Origin of the sequence: Streptomyces longwoodensis, from assembly GCF_001514125.1 — a bacterium.
Classification (GTDB): domain Bacteria; phylum Actinomycetota; class Actinomycetes; order Streptomycetales; family Streptomycetaceae; genus Streptomyces; species Streptomyces longwoodensis.
This window is the reverse complement of the sequence record NZ_KQ948550.1, coordinates 576,489-594,514: the sequence shown is the minus strand read 5'-3', so window position 1 is coordinate 594,514 and position 18,026 is coordinate 576,489. Positions and strand designations below refer to the sequence as shown.

The window sequence follows — 18,026 nt, the reverse complement described above, 5'->3', positions numbered from 1 at the left end:
GCATTGCTCCACGGGACGTGGATCCCCGGCCGAGGCAGAACAGACCTCCCCCGGACCGATAACCACCGTGCCTCTCTCACCGACACTTCCCGGCCGCCCAGGCGGCCCCGAAGCCACCCCCCGGGTCCACGGGGACTACGGAGACCCACACGATGAAACGCCTCCCGCGCATCGAGCAGTACGGCCTGATCGGCGACATGCAGACCAGTGCCCACGTCTGCGACGACGGTTCGATCGACTGGCTGTGCCTGCCCCGCTTCGACTCGCCGGCCGTTTTCGCCGGCCTGCTCGGCACACAGAAACACGGCACCTGGCGAATCGCTCCGGCCGCTGCCGCCGGCCGTTCCAGCTCTGACGCAGTCGCCGAGCGCCAGTACAGCGGTGACTCCCTCGTCCTCGAATCGGTATGGCGCACTCAGACCGGATCGGTCCGCGTCCTGGACTTCATGCCACCGCGCGACGGGGCACCGCAGGTGATCCGAATCATCGAGGGCCTGACCGGCGAGGTAGAGATGATCTCTACCATGCGCCCGCGGCCGGGATACGGCAGCGTCAGCCCGTGGATCCACGAGGTCGGTGGGCGCATGGTCGCAGAGGCTGGCGCGGACGCTCTGTGGCTCGACACCTGTGTGCCGCAAGCGGAGAAGGACGGCGTCGTCGTCAGCGCTTTCGCCATCAGCGCTGGGCAGAGCGTGGCGTTCGTGCTCAGCTGGTGCCCGTCCCACGCACCGGCTCCGGAGATCCCCGACCCGCACGCGGCGCTCACCGAGACGCTCGCCTTCTGGCAGGACTGGACGCAGGAGTGCACCTACGACGGGCCCTACCGCGAGGCCGTCGTCCGGTCCTCGATCGCGCTGAAAGCCATGACCTATGGACCGAGCGGCGGGATCGTTGCGGCGCCGACCACGTCGCTGCCCGAGGAGGTCGGCGGCGGACGGAACTGGGACTACCGCTTTACCTGGCTGCGCGACGCTTCCACCACCTTGGCCGCACTGCTTGGGACCGGGTACCGGCAGGAGGCACAGGCATGGCGGCGATGGCTACTGCGCGCCGCGGCCGGTGACCCGGAGAACCTGCAGATCATGTACGGGATTACCGGGGAGCGTGACCTGCTGGAACGGGAGCTGCCATGGCTTCCCGGATACGAGGGCTCAAGCCCGGTGCGGGTCGGCAACGGGGCGGCAGACCAGCTGCAGCTCGACGTGTATGGCGAGGTGATCGAGACCTTGTACCTCGCGCACCAGAGTGGAGTCGCTCACTGCGCCGACACCGCGGTCCTGCACCAGCGGCTCATTGAGCACCTGGCGCAGCGCTGGCAGGAGCCCGACGAGGGCATCTGGGAGATCCGCGGGGCCCGCCGGCACTTCGTCCACTCCAAGGTGATGGCCTGGGTGGCGGTCGACCGCACCATCCGCCTGACCGAGGCCGGCGCGCTCGACATGGACCTGGCCCCTCTGGTCGAACTGCGGGCGGCGATCCACCGGGAGGTCTGTGACAAGGGCTTCGACCCGGTGCGCAACACCTTCACCCAGTCCTACGGCTCGAAGGAAGTGGACGCTGCCACGCTACTCATCCCCCGCACCGGCTTCCTGCCGCCCGACGACCCACGTGTCATCGGCACCGTGGATGCGGTCCGTCGTGAACTCTCCACGGGCGACGGGCTCGTGTACCGATACCCGACCTGCGGCAAGGACGTCGGGGTGGACGGCCTGACCGGCGACGAGGGCACCTTCTTCCTGTGCAACTTCTGGCTCGTCGACGGCCTCGCCCTGACCGGTCGCATCGACGAAGCCCGCGCCTTGTTCGAACGCCTCCTGACTCTGCGCAACGACCTCGGGTTCCTAGCGGAGGAGTACGACCCCGTCCAGCAGCGCCAGCTCGGCAACTTCCCGCAGGCATTCAGCCACATGGGCCTGATTCAAAGCGCCCTGCTCCTTCAGCAGATGGCGATGCACTCGCACTCCCGCCACGGTGCAGTCGCGCTTCTGGCGCCCCGCTCGGCCTCCCACAGCGCGCGCCAGCCCACCGCCGGCCTGACGCCGCAGCACGCATAGTCACCCCACCCCTGACGAGGATTCTCATGTCTGACAGCGCCTTCCCGGCACGGTCGGCCTCTGCCGGCCACCGCAGGCGGCGGCCCTCGCTCGACGCGAACACGCTGTACCTCGCTCGCCGCGCGATAGCACTGCCCCTGGTGCTCCTTGCCGCGGTGCTGGTCGCCCCGTTCGCTCTCGGTTCGGTGTCCGGAGTAGGCCCCGGCTGGGTTCTGGCCGGCCTGGTCTGCGGACTGGCGGGGGTCGCCGTGGTGGCGGCACGCTCAGCGCGCACCGTCGCCGGCGCCGTGCAGTCGGCCGTGGAGGATTCCCAGGCTGCGGCGCTGAAAGCGGTCGCAGGGGCAGCGGCGGCCGTCGAGAAGTCGGTGCTGTGGTCGGCGGACGAGCTGTGTCGCGGAAAACGTCCACCGTTGCCAGACCCGCAGATGCCGCAGTCGCCCACTCCGATCGCCGGGATCGACAACGCGCTCAGTGCCCTCCAGGCGCAGGCCATCGCGTCGTTGATCCGCGTGCACGACGCGTCCCAGTCGGTCGTCCTCCTGGAAGTGCTGCGCCGCCTGGCCATGCGGGAGCACGCCTTGGTCAGCAAGGCACTTGAGGCACTGAGCCGGCTGGAGATGCTGACCGACGACCCGGAGCTGCTGGCCAAGATTTTCGAGATCGATCACCTCGTGACGCGGATGCGCCGTCAGGTCGAGAGCACGGCGGTGCTGGGCGGGCAGTCCCTGCGCAGCGTGCGCCGGCCCGTTCCCGTCACGACGGCCCTGCGCGGCGCGGTCTCCGAGGTCGTGCAGTACCCACGGGTGGCCGTCGCCGCCGGGTCCGTGGGCGCCGAGCTGGGTTTGCCCGGCCATGTGGGTCCGGACCTGACGCACCTGCTGGCCGAGCTGATCGAGAACGCCTGCGAGTGCTCCGATCCGGCGACGCGGGTGATGGTGCGGGCGCAGCGGGTGCCACACGGGCTGGCCATCGAGGTCGAGGACCGGGCCATCCCCATGCACCCGCAGACGCGGGCGCAGATGAACCATCTGCTCAAGGCCCCGGACGAGGTCGACGTCAGCGGCCAAGTCCGGGCCGGACAGCTCGGTTTGCTGGTCGCCGCGAAGATCGCCCAGTCGCACGGGCTGTCCGTCCTCCTGCAGGAGAACGTGACGGGGGGCACCACTGCCCTGGTCGTCATACCGGCACGGCTCCTGGTAGCGATTCCATCGGTTGAGGATGCGGGCGCGCTGCCGCCCGAGGAGGCTCGCGTCTCCGGGCGGCAACCGCAGCAGGTGGCCGCGGCTCCTGCCGCCCCGGGGGTGGGCCGGATCGCACGCCCCGGCGCCGCTGGGGCGCCGACCACAGCGGGCCATTCGGCCGACGCGCCCGTTCTGCCCACGCGCACACGCCGGACCGAACCTTTCCATCCACCACACGAGCGGGAGCAAGCCCCGGCGTCCGCGGCAACGCCCGGGCTCGCAGCCGCCTTCCGCAACGGCCTCCAGGCCGGCGGCACCGCCAGTCCCCCTCCCGCACCGACAGAACACCCCACCCCCTGACCCGTCCTTCCGCGTTCCCGGTGGCCCGGTACACCCACTGGCCCTTCCCCTTACTGGAGCGATCTCCATGAGCACCCACCCCGCGATGAACAACGTGACCGGCGGCACGCCCGCATCCGCGACGACGACAAGCGGGCAGCGGGACAGCATGGTCTGGCTGCTGCGTCAGTTCGCCTCCGAGACGCCGGGCGTCACGCACGCCGTCCTGCTCTCGCGCGACGGACTGCGGCTGCTGGACAGTGACGTCGACAAGGACTGGGCGGATGAACTGTCGGCCGCCTTCAGTGGCGTTGCCTCCCTCGCGGCGAACATCACCGGCCCCAGCGGGAAGAAGAGGCCAGCGGGCCAGGTCGTCATCGAGCGAGACGACTGCCTGTTCTTCGTCCAGAGCGCCGGGCGCAGCGCGGCCTTCGACAACCACCCCGGCAACGAACGCGGTGAGGTGGACACGATCCTCGCCGTCATCGCTACCCGGGACTCCGACGCGGGCACCGTCGGCTTCGAGATGGGTCGGCTCGTGGCAAAGTTCGCTCCCTACATGGTGATCCCCGTCCGCGTCGGCACGGGCGGAGAGGTGCGGTGACCACATACGGCCGCACGGCCGAGGAGTCGGCGTTCGTGCGGACCTACACCCTCACGCGCGGGCGTACCAAGCCGCGGCACCTACTCGGTCTGGAAACCGTGCTGGAGGCGGGACCGGGAAGGCCCGGCCCGGCTCAGGCCGAGGAGTGTGAGGAGATCCTCGCGCTGTGCCGGGAGCGCCGACGGCCGGTGGTCGAACTGGCGGGCCGCCTCGGCCGGCCCGTGACCGCCGTCAAGGTCCTCGTCTCCGACCTCCTAGACGCCGACGCCCTCGTCGTCCCCCTGACCCAGCCCTATGCCGATACCGGTGCGGGGTCCGGTCCGTCTACCCAACTGCTGGCAGCCCTCTCCGCGGGCTTGAAGAGGAAGTGGCCTGATGCCGTCGCCTATCCACAGGCCGGATGACCCGGCCGCGGTGCCGCGTAATCCGCCGCACGCGTGCGCCGGCGCCGCGCCGACCGTGCTGAAGGTCGTGATCGCCGGGGGCTTCGGTGCGGGCAAGACCACCGCCGTGGGCGCCGTCAGTGAGATCACGCCGCTGAGCACGGAGGAGTACCTGACCGAGGCGAGCGCGGACGTCGACAGCCTGACGGGCCTGGAGTCCAAGCGGACCACCACGGTCGCCTTCGACTTCGGCCGCCTGAGCCTGTCCGACGCGCCGACGCCCCTGGAGCTGTTCCTGTTCGGCACTCCAGGCCAGGACCGGTTCGTCGACCTCTGGTACGACCTCTCCCGCGGCGCCGTCGGCGCGGTCGTCCTGGTCGACACCCGCCGTCTGGAGAGCAGCTTCACCCCCGTCAGCTTCTTCGAAGACATCGGCCTGCCCTTCGTCGTCGCCGTCAACCAGTTCGACGGAGCCCACCGCTACCACCCCGAAGAGGTCCGCACCGCCCTCGAACTCCCGGCCGCCATACCCGTGGTCACCTGCGACGCCCGCGACCCGAACCACGTCGCCGGCGTTCTGCTGACCCTCGTCGACCACGCCATGAACAACGCCACCACCAGCCGCACTGGTCACGCCCCTTCCACCACCCTCCAGGACGCCTGATGTCACAGCACCCCAGCGACCTCTACCGCACGCCGCAGGCCGCCCCGCCCGCACAGTCCTTGCCGCGCCGCGACATGCGGGACGCCATCCGTAGCTCGGTCACCCCGCCCGCCGCCGCCCTCACCAGCCAGCCACCCCAGCAGTCGCTGGAGCTGGCGCAGCGCTATGAGCTGCTCAACCGCTTGGGCGTGCCCCCGGTGGCCAACGAGGACTTCGACGGCCTGGCCCGCGACATGGCCGAGCAGGCCGGGTTCCTGTACGGCTTCGTCAACCTGTTCCTGCAGGAGCAGACCTTCGTCGGACTGCACCAGCCGCCCGCGGACAGCGGTTACGTGATCGTCGGCCGCACCATGAGCCGGAACCACGGCTGGTGCCCGGAGGTCATGGCCCGCAAGAAGGCCCTCCCGCTGCACGACGTGCACGCGTCCCCGCGCTTCAGCGGCAACGCGGTGGTCGACGCCGTCGGGATCCGCTCCTACTTCGGCGCCCCGCTCGTCCACGACAGCGGCACCGTGCTGGGAACGGTGTGTGTCATCGACCCCCAGAAGCGGCCCCTGGCGGAGGCCCGCCGGCTGCGGGACATCGTCATCAACGCCAGTGCGCAGGTGATGGACCACATCACCCGCGCCCCCGTGCGCTAAGGCCGTTCCACACCCCCCACCCGGGAGCCGTAGGCGATCCCCGGCCGCTCCGCGTTGCGACCTTCATCCAGGGAGAGGGAGACCATGTCCGCCACACCCACCACGCCGCCACCGGCGCTGCGTCCCTATCTCAGCGCACGCCACGATCTGCTGTGGCAGGAGGCGGACGCCTTCGCGGCCGAGCACGTCGCGCCGCGCGCCGCTCGTATGGAGGCAGCCCCGGGCAGGGTGGAGCGCAAGGTCGCCGATCTGATGGCCGCACGGCGCTGGTTCGCCGTCACCGTCCCGGCCGCCTTCGGCGGGCTGGGCGCCGGACACGTGGCCAAGACGATCCTGGTCCACCGCATCGCGCGGGTATCGGCGGCTGCCGCGGCCATCCTGCAGGCCACTCTCATCCCCGTCGGCGCCCTGCTGCACTTCGCCACCTACGAGCAGAAGGGCTACTGGCTGCCCCGCGTCGCGGACGGCTCGCTGCTGCTGTCGATCGCCGTGACCGAACCACAAGCCGGCGGACACATCGGCGGCATCGAAACCACCGCCGAACGCGCCGGCAACCAATGGGTGATCACCGGCAGCAAGATCCATATCGGCAACAGCCACCTCGCGGGAGCCCATCTCGTCATCGCCCGCACCGCCGAAGCGGGCGTGAGCACCTCCCAGGCACTGACCGCATTCATGGTCGCAGCCGACCGCCCCGGGCTCTCGGTCTCCGACCACCGCCCCGGCCTCGGCCTGCACGGCTTCTCCGCCGGCCACCTCGACCTCGACCACGTTCGCGTCCCCGAGGACCACATGGTCGGAGAGATCGGCCAAGGGCTGGCCGTCGCCCAGAGCAGCAGCATCCTGTACGGCCGCCCCAACCTGGCCGCCGTCAGCCTCGGCATCCACGAGGCGGTCGTGGACACCACCACCGCCCGCCTCAAGACCCGTCCCCGCTACCGGGGAGCCCTGTCCGACCTGCCCGTACTGCGGGACCGCATCGGCGGCATGGAGGCACGCCTGCGCGCCGGCCGAATCCTGGCCTACCAGTCGGTGCACCTCCTCGACCAGGGCCTGCCCTGCGACGCCGACCTGATCAACGCCAAATACCTCGGCCACCAGTGGGCCATGCAGTCCACCCAGGACGCCATGGAACTGCACGGCGCCCACGCCCTCGACCGCGACTACATCCTCCAACGCCTGTGGCGCGACATCCAGCACACCTACCCGCCCGCCGGCACCGGCGAAGTCCAGCGCATCCGTCTGGCCGACGCCGCCTTCGACGAAGACCACATCCAGTGGTCCGAACGCCTCGCCGCCGAAGCCGCCTGGGCACGCCCCGACCCGACCGCCGCATGAGCCCCCGTGCGCGGCACCCCGTGACTCCCCACCGCCGCGCACGGGCCCGTGCCGCCGGCCCCCGACCCCCGCGGGGACCGGCGGCACCTCCCCCGGTGACCGTCCATACCAGCCAAGAAAGAGACACCGTGACCCCGCCCGCAACGACCAGCGCACCGATCACTCCGCTGACACCGGCCCTGCAGCGCGTCGCCCAACACCTCGCGAACGGCCTCACACCCGCGCAGATCGCCACGCAGACCGGGCTGTCGGCCGTGACCGTCCGCCAGTACGTCCGTGAAATCCGTCAGAGCCTCCACTACCCGCCGCGCTGCAAACCCCCGGTGATCGTGCACCGCCTGTTCACTGCCCAGCTGGTGATCCCTCCCACGGCGGACAGGCCGGCGCCGAGGCTCAGCTCGGACCAGCTGCTGTTACTGCGAGCCGTCGCTGAGCACAGCGACGCCCGCGAGATCGCCGTAGCCGCCAAACTCGCCCCGGCTGACCTGCGCGCCGCACTCGACCAGCTCCTCGCCGACACGGGCGCACAGGACACCACCCAGCTCGTAGTCCTGGCGCGCGGCTGGCACCTGCTGACGGCCGAGCCGACGCGGGGCGGAGCGAGCCAGTGAACGGGTACCCGGCCTCAACGGCCGACCAGGAGCGACCGTCTGCGGCACCGTTCAGCCCGGCGCCCCGGACCGCCGGCTACGAGATGCGCACGTTACGCACGGACGCCGAGCGCGAGGAGGCCGCCGCCCTCGTCCAGGACCGGCAGCGCTGGCTCACCCTGCGCGGTCTCGCGGTGCCCGCTCAAACCGACGTCCCGGCCCTCTTCCGCAACCCGCAGACGAGGCCGGCAGGACTGTTCGAGGACGGGAAACTGCTGGCCTGCATGATCCCCGAGCACACCCCCGGCCCCGATTCGGGCGAGAGCCCGTGCCTCTTCCTTGGCTGCGTCCACACCCTGCCCGACCAGCCCGACGACATCACCCGGCTGATCACCCTGTGGGCATCCGACTTCGCCGCCCGGCAGGGCCTGCCCGTCGTACGGGCCGAGACCCTGGCCGGTCACCGCCTGAGCGCCGACCCCATCGCGGCCCTGTTGCGTCGGCTCACTGATATGGGCTGGATCATCCGGGGTTCCGGCACAGGACGAGAGGGTGACCGAGTCGCCCGCCTCGAACTCGCGGCCGAGCACCGGCCCAGGCTGAGTGCCTTCATCGGCTGCCGCGTCCACACGCCGGAGACGGCCCCAAGCCACAGGGGCAGCGCGTGACGACCACCGAACCCCAGTGCCCCGACCTTGCCCGCGAACTGATCGCCCGTGCGGCCCAGTCGGCCGCGCACCGGGCGAAACGCAGGCGCCACCAGCTCAACGCCATCCAACTCGGACAGGGCCGGCACACCGACCACGCCAACACCAAGGTGCTGCGCCGCATCCTGGCCGAGCACGACTGGCCCGGCCACCGCCTCGTCGGCCCCGACGGGGCCCGCGCAGCCTGGAGCATCGCACTGCACAGCGACGACGACCCCGCCTTCCAGCGCGCCGCCACCACCCTGCTGGGACGTGCGGTCCAGGCCAGCGACGCCCCGGTCCAGCACTGGGCGCACCTGCACGACCGTGCCCTCATCACCAGCGGGCGCAACCAGGAGTACGGCACCCAGCTCCTGCTGCGCACCGACGGCATCGAACTATGCCCTCTGCGCGCACCGGAGTCCGTAGACGCCCGCAGGGCCACCGTCGGTCTGCCGCCGATCGCCGTCGCGCTGAAGACAGTGCGCCGCCGGTACAGGCACGACGGCTCTGCCGACGAAGCCCCGCCCATCGTCCTCACGGGGGCCGCGTGAACAAGCGGAACCCCGGGTTCTCAACCAGTTGGCCTCCAGGCCGCAACTCTTCCCTGCGAAAGGATCGTTGACAGATGAAACTCACCACCGCCGTCCTCGCTGCCGGTGCTGCCCTCTCCCTCACCACCGCCGTGGTCGGAGCCACCCGGCTCAGGCAGGACGCGCGGCACCAGGCCGAGCGCAACGAGGCGTTCCTCACCCGCAACCAACTCGACTGGCTGGCACAAATGTCCACCAACCCCGACCTCGCCAAGCTCTGGACGCCCGAGGACATGGACGTCGAGGAGTACATGCAGCTGCTCAAGGCCAACCAGCTCATCTGCATCCTCAGCGTCCGCGACCGCCTCGGCTTCGTCCGTGACGGACAACTCCCCTTCTACGCCGCGAAGCTGATGGAGAGGGACGTCTGCCGCCGCTACTGGCAGCGCTTCGGCGAACTCCGCGCCCAGGAGGCCGAGGGCGACGAACAGGCCGAGCACTTCACCCGCGTGCTGGACCAGGCCGCGAAGAACCACCCGCAGGCGCAGCCCGCAGCAGCCTGAACGCTCCCCACCGACCCCGGACGCGCGACGGCTCAGACGATCTCGCCACCTGTCACCGTCCGGCAGCAGTCCCCGGGGCCCGGCCGGGCCTCGGCAGCCCGCACCATTAACGACCCCCAGGAGGCATGCATGACCGCCATCCAGGCCGAAAGGCCGACCGCCCCCGCGCAGGCGGACCTCGTGAAGACCGATGACGACCCGTTCGGGCTCGACATCACCTTCATCGAGGGCACGCCGGCGACCGAGACGGTCCTGATGTGCAGCACGGGCGACACCTGCGGCAGCTCCTGCCCCAGCGCCTGCACCACCTCGTAACCCGGGTCCTCCCACCGGCAGCGGAGGGGCCGGAGGGGGCTTCCCCGCCGCAGCTTCGCGTCGGGTTGGCCAGAACCCGGCGAACGGAGCCAGCCCTCCCACTACGCTCCGGCCGCCGCCTCTGGCAGCGCCACCAGTCAGCAACACCCGCGTATCAACTAGGAGTTGACATGACGCACAACATCGCGCAGAGCACCACCGGGGCCCAGGGGTCCGTGGCCCAGGAGGACGGGTTCACCCTGAACATCGGCCTGCTGGAGGTCTCCGACGCCGCCGGACTGACCAACCTGACCGACGACAACTGCGGCACCACCTGCGGCGCCTGCACCACCAACGTCGCCTGACCTGGGCCCTACCGGCCTGACCCTGGCTGGTGTCGCCACGCCGATGGTGTGGCGGCACCAGCCCCCATTCCTTCTCGGCTCCAGGAGGCATTCGTGACTGCACCACCGGCATTCCGGGCCGGGGGGATCGCCCTCGTGCGCGCCGTCGCACGACCGGCCACGGCCGAGACTCCCTGCCCGGACTTCGACGACCGGTCCCTGCGTGCCGCCGGTCAGGAAGACATCACCGTCGACCGGCTGGCGTGGGTGCGCGCTGTCTGGAGCGATTCGGCTCTGGCCGAGGCCGTACGGCACGCCAGCCCGGACCTGGGGGCCCAGGTCGAGGCTCTGTGCGCGTCCCGGGCTCCCTCCGAGCGCGACGTGCGGCGCACCGTCCTCTCCCTGGCCCGTTACCTGCTTCGGGCAGGGCACCGGGCCACGCCTTTCGGCCTGTTCGCCGGCGTCACCACCGCCGCCTTCGGCGATCGGACGGATGCCGTTTGGGGCGCGGACCATGTGGTCGTCGCGCGGGCCGGCGCAGAGTGGCTGTCCCGGCTGGTTGAGCAACTGGAGAAGAGCGAGGAGCTGCTGCCGCTGCTGTCCGTCGTCGTGAACGGCACGGCCTTCGTGCGGGACGGCCACCTGATCGTCCCGTACCAGGACGACGGTCGGCGGGCGGTGGAGGCGTCGATCGAGCTGTCCGCCCCGCTGCCCAGTGTCCTTGCCGCAGCGGGAACACCGATCCGGTTCGAGGACCTGGCCGAGAAGCTAGGCGCGGAGTTCCCCGGGGTGGTGCCCGAGCGGGTCCACGGGCTGCTGGCAGGGCTGATCCGGCGGCGCGTGCTTATCACGAACCTCCAGGCGCCGGCCACCGAGAGCTATGCCCTCTGTTACGTCCTCGCCCAGCTCGATGCCGCCGGGGCCGGCGCCCTCGCCCCGCTCGTCGGGACGGTCAGAGACCTCCGCGCCGTCCAGGCGGCGCTGCCGAAGTGTGCCTCGGCGGATGACCGGGAGGCGGTGGCTGCCCGGATGCGGCGGCTGGTGCCGGGCCTTCGCCGCCACCCGCTGGCGCTCGACCTCCGCCTCGACGCACGCCTCAGGCTCCCCGACGAAGTGGCGCGCGAGGTCGAGCGGGCCGCCACCGTCCTCACCCGGCTCAGCGCCCGCCCGTACGGGGGGCGCGGGCTGGGTGAGTACCACCAGCGGTTCTACGAGCGATACGGCATCGGCACGATGGTGCCCCTCCTCGATGTCGTCGCCGACAGCGGCATCGGCTACCCCGACGGCTACCCCGGGGCGCCGGCCGGCGCCCGCCGACGGCGGATCTCCCCTCGCGACGACGTCCTGGTCCGCCTCGCCCAGACCGCCGCGCTCGACGGGCACGACGAGGTGGTGCTCACCGACGAGATGGTGGACGCCCTGGACGTGGGGCCGAAGGACCCGCGGGTGCCGCCGCACCTGGAGATCGGCGTACGGCTGCACGCGACGAGCGTCGAAGAGGTACAGCGCGGCCGGTTCACCGTGGAGGTCACGAGCGTGTCCCGTGGCGCGGGGGTGAGCACCGGCCGCTTCGCCAGCGTCCTGGATTCCGCCGCGCGTAAGGCGCTGGTCACGGAGCTGGCAGACCTGCCCACCGCCGATTTCGGCACCGACCCCGCCCAGCTTTCCTTCCCACCCCTCCTTGCCGACACCGCGCACGTCACCCGGACCCCCCGCATCCTGCCGCTGCTGATCAGCCTGCAAGAGCACCGGCCGCCCGCCCCGGACGTGCTCACTCCGGCCGATCTCGCGGTGGCCTGCGACGGCCGCCGGATGTACCTGGCCGCCCCGGCTCTCGGCCGTCGCATCGAGGCCGTGGGCATGCACGCGCTCAACCTCACCGAGCACACCCCGCCGCTGGCCCGGCTGCTCACCGAGCTCTCGCGCGGCCAGTGCGCCCAGGTGACCACCTTCGACTGGGGCGCCGCCGCGACAGCGCCGTTCCTCCCGCGCCTGCGCTACGGCCGCATCGTGCTCTCCCCGGCCCGATGGCGGCTGGAAGCGGCCGACCTGCCCGGCCGGGACCGTCCCACAGCGGAATGGAACCTGGCGCTCGGTGAGCGGCGCAGCCGCCGACGCCTGCCTCAGCACGTGCAGCTCGTCCAGGGCGACCGGCTCCTCCCCCTCGACCTCGCTCAGGCCGCCCACCGCAGTCTGCTGCGCCGGCACCTCGACCGCGCCTCGGCCGTGGTGCTCACCGAGGCGCCAGGGCCGCAGGCGTACGGCTGGAGCCAAGGCCGGGCCCACGACATCATCGTCCCCCTCAAGGCGACCCGGTCCGCCGCGTGGCCGCCGCTGCCCCAGCCCAGCCCGGCCCGCACCCTCACACGGGCGCAGACGCAGACGCCGGGCGCGTCCTCGGTGCTGCTGGCCGCCCTGTACGGGGACCTGCGCCGTCAGGACTCCGTGCTGGCCCGGCACGTCCCCGACCTCCTTGGCCGGCTCGGCTCTCCGCCGTGGTGGTTCATCCGCTTCCGAGACCCCGACCAGCATCTTCGCCTGCGCATGGCCCTGCCGGACCCGGATGGCTTCGCGGACGCCGCCCGTACGGTGAGCGCGTGGGCCGACGAACTACGCACGGCCGGGCTGCTGGCGGACCTGCGGTACCCCACTTCCTACCGGGAGATGGGCCGCTGGGGCTCCGGGAGCGCGTGGGACGCCGCCGAGGAGGTGTTCCGCGCGGACTCACGGGCCATCCTCACCCAGCTCTCCCAGCCCCGGCGCCCGCAGCAGCGCACGCTGGTGGCCGCCCACACCTTCGCGATCACCTCGGCGTTCCTCGGCAGCCCGCAGGCCGGCGCGCGCTGGCTGATCGACCACATCCCGCACCGGGCACCGGAGCCGCTCCCACGGCCGCAGTTCACCGAGGCCGTCCGCCTGGCCGACCCCCACGACGACTGGGCGGCGCTTCGGAGCGTCCCTGGCGGCGAGGCGATCGTGGCGGGCTGGGCCGGCCGTACCGCCGCGCTTGCCGCCTACCGCGAGCACCTGCCGGGCCCGGACACCGAGGGCATCGCCCTGGACGACGTCCTGACCTCCTTGCTGCACACCCACTTCGTGCGGCACGTGGCGGTCAACTTCCCCGAGGAGGAGCTCTGTCTCCATCTCGCCCGCGCCGCCGCTCTGGCCTTCAACGCCCGCCCCGGGAGGGCCCGGTGAACCACGACACCGTCCTCGGCCTGTCCGCGGGCATCGCCGACCGCCTCGCCCACCCCGGCACCGGGCCCACCACGGTGAGCACGGAGGCCGCCCGGCAGCACCTTGCTCTCGGGCCGATCGGCATCGCTCTGCTTCACATCGAGCGGGCCGCAGCCGGCCTCGGGCCCTGGCAGCGCGCCCACGACTGGCTCGCGGCCGCCGCCCGCCGGCCGTTCACCAGCGGCGCCGACAGCCACCCCTTCTACGGCGCCCCCGCGCTCGCGCACGCCCTGGCCTGCGCCGCCCAAGGACTCCCCGGCGCCTACGAACGCGACCTCGCCCTGCTGGACCGGCAGATCCTCGACGACGTCCAACGCCGCCTGAACGCCGCGCACCGCCGGATCGACGCCGGGCAGCTCCCGGTGCTCGCCGAGTTCGACGCGATCCGCGGGCTGACCGGCCTCGGCGGCTACCTACTGCGCCAAGACCCGGCGGACCCGGCCTTGCGATCGGTCCTCGACTACTGCGTACGCCTGACCGAACCGATCACCCATGAAGGGGACACCCTGCCGGGGTGGTGGACGCTCACCGGGCCTTCCGGGCGGCCGGACGACCGTTTCCCCGGCGGCCACGGCAACTCCGGCATGGCCCACGGCATCGGCTCCGTCCTGGCCCTGCTCGCGCTCTGCGCCCGCCGCGGCACCACGGTCAGCGGCCACCACCAGGCCCTGCGCACCATCCTGGCCTGGCTCGACCGCTGGGCCACTGTCACCTCACAGAATCGGACCTGGCCGTACTGGGTCACCCGGGACGAGCTGCGCACCGGCCAGCTCGCGTCCGCCGGTCCCCGGCGCCCCTCGTGGTGCTACGGCACCGCCGGCGTGGCGCGCGCGCAGCAGCTCGCCGCCCTCGCGCTCGGCGATCCCGCCCGCCGAGCGGTTGCCGAGAACGCCCTCCTGGCCGCTCTCTCCGACCCTGCCCAGCTGTGGGCCACCACGGACGCCGGCCTGTGCCACGGCTTCGCCGGACTCGCCCATCTCACCGCCCGTACCGCCGACGACGCCGCACCCGAGACCGCGAACCAGTTCCGCGCCGTTCTGCCCGACCTGCTGGCCGCCCTGCTGCCACTCGGCTCGGAACCCGAGGAAGCAGGCGCGGCACTCGTCGACGGCCCCGCTGGCGCCGGGCTCCTCGACGGCGCCGCAGGCATCGGGCTCGGCCTCCTCGCTGCTTGCGGTACCGCCCCGCCCCACACCCACTGGGACGCCTTCCTGCTCGTCGCCTGAATCCGAGAGGACCCCGATGCCCGCCGGCCACTGGCAGCAGCACCAGATCACCTTCCCCGACCGGCAGACGGCGCGCGCCGCCATTGCCGACCGTCTCGCCCCCGTCCTGCGCGAGGCGGAAGCGACCCGGCAGCTCAGCGGCTGGTGGTTCATGAACAAGCAGCCCTGGCCACTGCGGTACCTGGCCGAACGCGCTGCCCCGGCCGTAACGGCGCTGCTGGACGATCTGGTCGCGGATGGCATCGCGCTCTCCTGGACGACCGGGATCTACGAGCCGGAGACGGACGCCTTCGGTGGCCGGCCTGCCATGGCGGCCGCGCACGACCTCTTCCACGAGGACAGCCGTCACCTCCTCGCGTACCAACCGGGCCCCGGTCACCTGGACCGTGCGGAGATGGCCGTTCTGCTGCTGAGCAGCATGATGCGCGCCGCGCATCTCGACTGGTTCGAGCAGGGTGATGTGTGGAGCAAGGCCGCCGCCCTGCGCCCCGGCACCGACGCCCCGCTAGCCGGCCTGTCCGAGAGTCTTCTGCCGGCGATGCGGAAGCTGATGACCACCGAAGCGCGCAGCCTGTGCCGGGCGGGCAGGCCGCTGGACGGCCACGCGCTGTGGATCGCCGCGTTCGAACGGGCGGGTGCGGCCCTCGCCCGCCTCGCCGCGCAGGGCGAACTGACCCGGGGTCTGCGCGCCGTCATCACCCACCACGTGATCTTTCACGCCAACCGTGCCGGCCTGCCTGCCGCAGACCAGCACGCCCTGTTCCATAGCACACGAGAGGTAGTCATGGGATCGAGTGACAACACCGCGTCCGCAGCGGCGAACGACTCCGGCGCCGATAGCGTCAGCGCGGTGACCACCGATACGCTCACCACACCCGACGCCGACGCCGAACGGCTGCGTAACGCCCTGGTCGACCAGATCAAGGCTGAAGGCCACGCTCGCACCCCCGAGGTCGAGAACGCCCTGCGCACGGTCCCGAGGCACCGGTTCGTCCCCGACGCGCCGCTCACCGACGCCTACGCCAACGCGCCGGTGAACATCAAGTACGACACCGACGGCACGTCGATCTCGTGCGCCTCCCAGCCCAGTGTCGTCGCCCTCATGCTCGACCAGCTCCAGGCCCAGCCCGGCGAGCGCATCCTCGAACTCGGCGCCGGCACGGGCTACAACGCCGCCCTCATCGCCCATCTCGTCGGCCCCGACGGACACGTCACCACCATCGACGTCGACGACGACCTCGTCGAAGGCGCCCGCGCCCACCTCGCCGACACCGGTTTCACAAACGTCCAGGCCCTCACCCGCGACGGAGCCCTCGGATACGCCGAAGGCGCGCCCTACGACCGGATCATCGCCACCGTCGGCGCACACGGCATCCCGTCCGCCTGGCTCGCACAGCTCGCCCCCGGCGGTCGGCTCGTCACCCCCCAGCGCCTCAAGGGCAGCGTCTCGCGCTCCATCGTCTACCAAGAGCGCGACGGCCGATGGGTCTCGTCCGGCTCCCAGATGAACACCTTCATGCCACTGCGGCGCGGCATCGCCGACGACGACCGCCGTGCCATCCCCCTCTCCAAGCAGAGCACCGTGCGCCTACAGGCCCCTGCCGGACAGCAAATCGACGCCGACGCCCTCGCCGGCGTCCTGGAACAACCGCGGACCGAGCAGTGGACCGGGATGAAGGTCCGCGCCATGGAAAGCCCGGAGTGGATGGAGCTCTTCGTCTCCTGCTCCCTGCCTTCCGGCCTGATCCGCATGCTGTTCCCCCAGGCCGCCAAGGGCACCGTGCTCACCGAGGACCCCTACCCCTCCTCCACGGCCGCCGTGGACAAGGGCGCGCTCACCTACCTCACCCGGCGCCTGCTCGACGAGAAGACACCCGAAGGCGGCAAGCTCTGGGAGTTCGGCGTCGTCGGCCACGGCCCCGGCAGCGAGGAACTCGCCTCCCAAGTCGCCGACGCCATCCGCACCTGGGACCGCGAGTACCGCGGCCGGGAAGCCGCCTTCGAGCTCCTGCCGCTCGACGCGCCCCCCGTCGACCCGCGACCCGGCACGTTCGTCCTCGGCACCCCGCTCAACCGCGTCCTCGTCACCTGGCCGTAGCCCCCGGCGCGGGCCCGCCGACCGACGGCGGGCCCGCGCCCCCGCTCGCCGTTCCCTTCCCCGGGAGTCCCAATGGACCCGTACGCATCCATAGCCCGGCGCTTCCCCCTTATCTCTCGCTTCCGCCCCGCCTGCCTGCCGCTCCCGCAGCGTGTCCGCGCCTTGGTCGAGCTCTCCGCCACGGCCCAGACGAAGGCCGACCAGGGCCTGGCGTCAGCGGTCTACAACCAGGTCGCGCTTATCGCCTCCGACCTCGGCCTGCCCGACCTCGCCCGCCAGTGGTGCCACCAGCACGCTGCCGCCTACCTCCACGCCACCCCCCTCCCCGGCATGACCGCGATCCGAGCCCTCGAACCCGTCGTCAACCTGGCCCGCCTCCAGATCCGCGCCGGCAACACCGACGACGGCCGCCACCGCCTCCTCGACCTCTTCGACGCCGTCAGCAACGCCGCCACCGCCGAGTTCGAAGGCGTCCGCATCCCCGCAAAGCTGACCACCAGTGACACCGATCGCGACGAGGTACGCGCCTGGCTGTGGCGGGTGATCCTCGCCGACGGCACCCGCACCCTGACCACCGCCGGCCGCTGGACCGAGGCCCTGGCTCACATCGAGAAACACCACGGCCTCGGACTGCGGATGCTGGACGGCCGGCAGGTCGCCGTACTCGCCGCCCTCCACGGCGACCCCGACCACGCCACCAGTCTCATCGCCCACACGACACCTGGCGAACCCTGGGAAAACGCCGTCACCGCCTGCCTGGCTGTGATGTGCCACCGAGCCGCCCACCGCCCCGTCGACGACCTGCTCCCCGAGCTGGTGAACAGCTATGTGCAGCGCAAACCCGACATCGGTACGACCGTCTTCGACACACGCCTCGGACTGACCGTCCTGGACCTCCTCGACCAGTCCGACAGCCCCGAAGCACCCCTCGTTGCCGAGGAACTGCACCGTCGGACCATGGCCGCGACCGACGGCTACGCCGCCCGCGAGTGCCTGGTCAACCCCCGGTTCACCAACCTGATCTCCGCCGGGAAAACGAACGCTGCACGAGACCTCGTCCACGCGTGCGGACTGGACGACGGAAGGCTACCTCCGACCTCGGCCGCCAGATTGGTCCATGCGCTTCGGACCAGTAGCGGAGTGATCCGAGAAAGCGTGGCTTCCCTCGGACCCGTACAGAAGACGCCCCAGAGCGAGGTGTCCCTCGACGAGAAGGGCGCCAGCCGATGAACGCCCCGCCGAACGGCTCTC

Annotated in this window: 17 protein-coding genes; all 17 read left to right on the top strand. The window is 71.6% G+C overall.

Going from position 1 to position 18,026, the window contains the following annotated elements; translation table 11 throughout:
- Positions 1-152: 152 nt before the first annotated feature.
- The 17 genes from AQJ30_RS07515 (at position 153) to AQJ30_RS07440 (ending at position 18,005) form a co-directional block, all read left to right on the top strand.
- Positions 153-2,054 (top strand): glycoside hydrolase family 15 protein, encoded by a 1,902-nt coding sequence (locus tag AQJ30_RS07515; RefSeq protein WP_067230180.1) that lies wholly within the window; start codon positions 153-155, stop codon positions 2,052-2,054.
- A gap of 26 nt (positions 2,055-2,080) precedes the next feature.
- Positions 2,081-3,595, top strand: a complete 1,515-nt coding sequence (locus AQJ30_RS07510; RefSeq protein ID WP_079083904.1) for a sensor histidine kinase — start codon at positions 2,081-2,083, stop codon at positions 3,593-3,595.
- 67 nt (positions 3,596-3,662) lie between these two features.
- The gene (locus AQJ30_RS07505; RefSeq protein WP_067230177.1) at positions 3,663-4,178 is read left to right on the top strand and encodes a roadblock/LC7 domain-containing protein; all 516 of its coding nucleotides are present in this window, start codon (positions 3,663-3,665) and stop codon (positions 4,176-4,178) included.
- Positions 4,175-4,582 (top strand): DUF742 domain-containing protein, encoded by a 408-nt coding sequence (locus tag AQJ30_RS07500; RefSeq protein WP_067230174.1) that lies wholly within the window; start codon positions 4,175-4,177, stop codon positions 4,580-4,582. The genes AQJ30_RS07505 and AQJ30_RS07500 overlap by 4 nt, the downstream gene beginning before the upstream one ends.
- Positions 4,583-4,637: 55 nt before the next feature.
- On the top strand, positions 4,638-5,225 hold the full coding sequence (locus AQJ30_RS07495) for a GTP-binding protein (protein ID WP_067230981.1): 588 nt from the start codon (positions 4,638-4,640) through the stop codon (positions 5,223-5,225).
- Positions 5,225-5,866: a GAF domain-containing protein gene (locus AQJ30_RS07490; protein ID WP_067230172.1), complete on the top strand. Its 642-nt coding sequence runs from the start codon at positions 5,225-5,227 to the stop codon at positions 5,864-5,866. The genes AQJ30_RS07495 and AQJ30_RS07490 overlap by 1 nt, the downstream gene beginning before the upstream one ends.
- A gap of 84 nt (positions 5,867-5,950) precedes the next feature.
- Positions 5,951-7,204: an acyl-CoA dehydrogenase family protein gene (locus tag AQJ30_RS07485; protein ID WP_067230169.1), complete on the top strand. Its 1,254-nt coding sequence runs from the start codon at positions 5,951-5,953 to the stop codon at positions 7,202-7,204.
- Positions 7,205-7,332: 128 nt separating this feature from the next.
- On the top strand, positions 7,333-7,815 hold the full coding sequence (locus AQJ30_RS07480; RefSeq protein WP_067230978.1) for a helix-turn-helix domain-containing protein: 483 nt from the start codon (positions 7,333-7,335) through the stop codon (positions 7,813-7,815).
- 83 nt (positions 7,816-7,898) lie between these two features.
- Positions 7,899-8,462, top strand: a complete 564-nt coding sequence (locus AQJ30_RS07475; RefSeq protein WP_067230976.1) for a hypothetical protein — start codon at positions 7,899-7,901, stop codon at positions 8,460-8,462.
- A complete protein-coding gene (locus tag AQJ30_RS07470) occupies positions 8,459-9,034 on the top strand; it encodes a DUF6624 domain-containing protein (RefSeq protein ID WP_067230166.1) in 576 nt (191 codons plus the stop codon). Before AQJ30_RS07475 ends, AQJ30_RS07470 begins: the two co-directional genes overlap by 4 nt.
- A 74-nt stretch (positions 9,035-9,108) precedes the next feature.
- Complete coding sequence (locus AQJ30_RS07465; RefSeq protein ID WP_067230163.1) at positions 9,109-9,576, top strand: DUF6082 family protein; 468 nt, start codon at positions 9,109-9,111, stop codon at positions 9,574-9,576.
- Positions 9,577-9,705: 129 nt separating this feature from the next.
- Positions 9,706-9,891, top strand: a complete 186-nt coding sequence (locus AQJ30_RS07460; protein ID WP_067230160.1) for an FxLD family lanthipeptide — start codon at positions 9,706-9,708, stop codon at positions 9,889-9,891.
- A gap of 170 nt (positions 9,892-10,061) precedes the next feature.
- Complete coding sequence (locus AQJ30_RS36695) at positions 10,062-10,235, top strand: FxLD family lanthipeptide (protein WP_079083903.1); 174 nt, start codon at positions 10,062-10,064, stop codon at positions 10,233-10,235.
- 237 nt (positions 10,236-10,472) lie between these two features.
- Complete coding sequence (locus AQJ30_RS07455) at positions 10,473-13,412, top strand: lantibiotic dehydratase (RefSeq protein WP_067230974.1); 2,940 nt, start codon at positions 10,473-10,475, stop codon at positions 13,410-13,412.
- The gene (locus AQJ30_RS07450) at positions 13,409-14,677 is read left to right on the top strand and encodes a lanthionine synthetase C family protein (RefSeq protein ID WP_067230157.1); all 1,269 of its coding nucleotides are present in this window, start codon (positions 13,409-13,411) and stop codon (positions 14,675-14,677) included. The genes AQJ30_RS07455 and AQJ30_RS07450 overlap by 4 nt, the downstream gene beginning before the upstream one ends.
- Positions 14,678-14,693: 16 nt before the next feature.
- Positions 14,694-16,775 carry a methyltransferase, FxLD system gene (fxlM, locus tag AQJ30_RS07445; RefSeq protein ID WP_067230154.1) on the top strand — a complete coding sequence of 694 codons (2,082 nt, stop codon included), beginning with the start codon at positions 14,694-14,696 and terminating at the stop codon, positions 16,773-16,775.
- Between the two features lie 72 nt (positions 16,776-16,847).
- Positions 16,848-18,005, top strand: a complete 1,158-nt coding sequence (locus AQJ30_RS07440) for a hypothetical protein (RefSeq protein WP_067230151.1) — start codon at positions 16,848-16,850, stop codon at positions 18,003-18,005.
- Positions 18,006-18,026 lie beyond the last annotated feature (21 nt).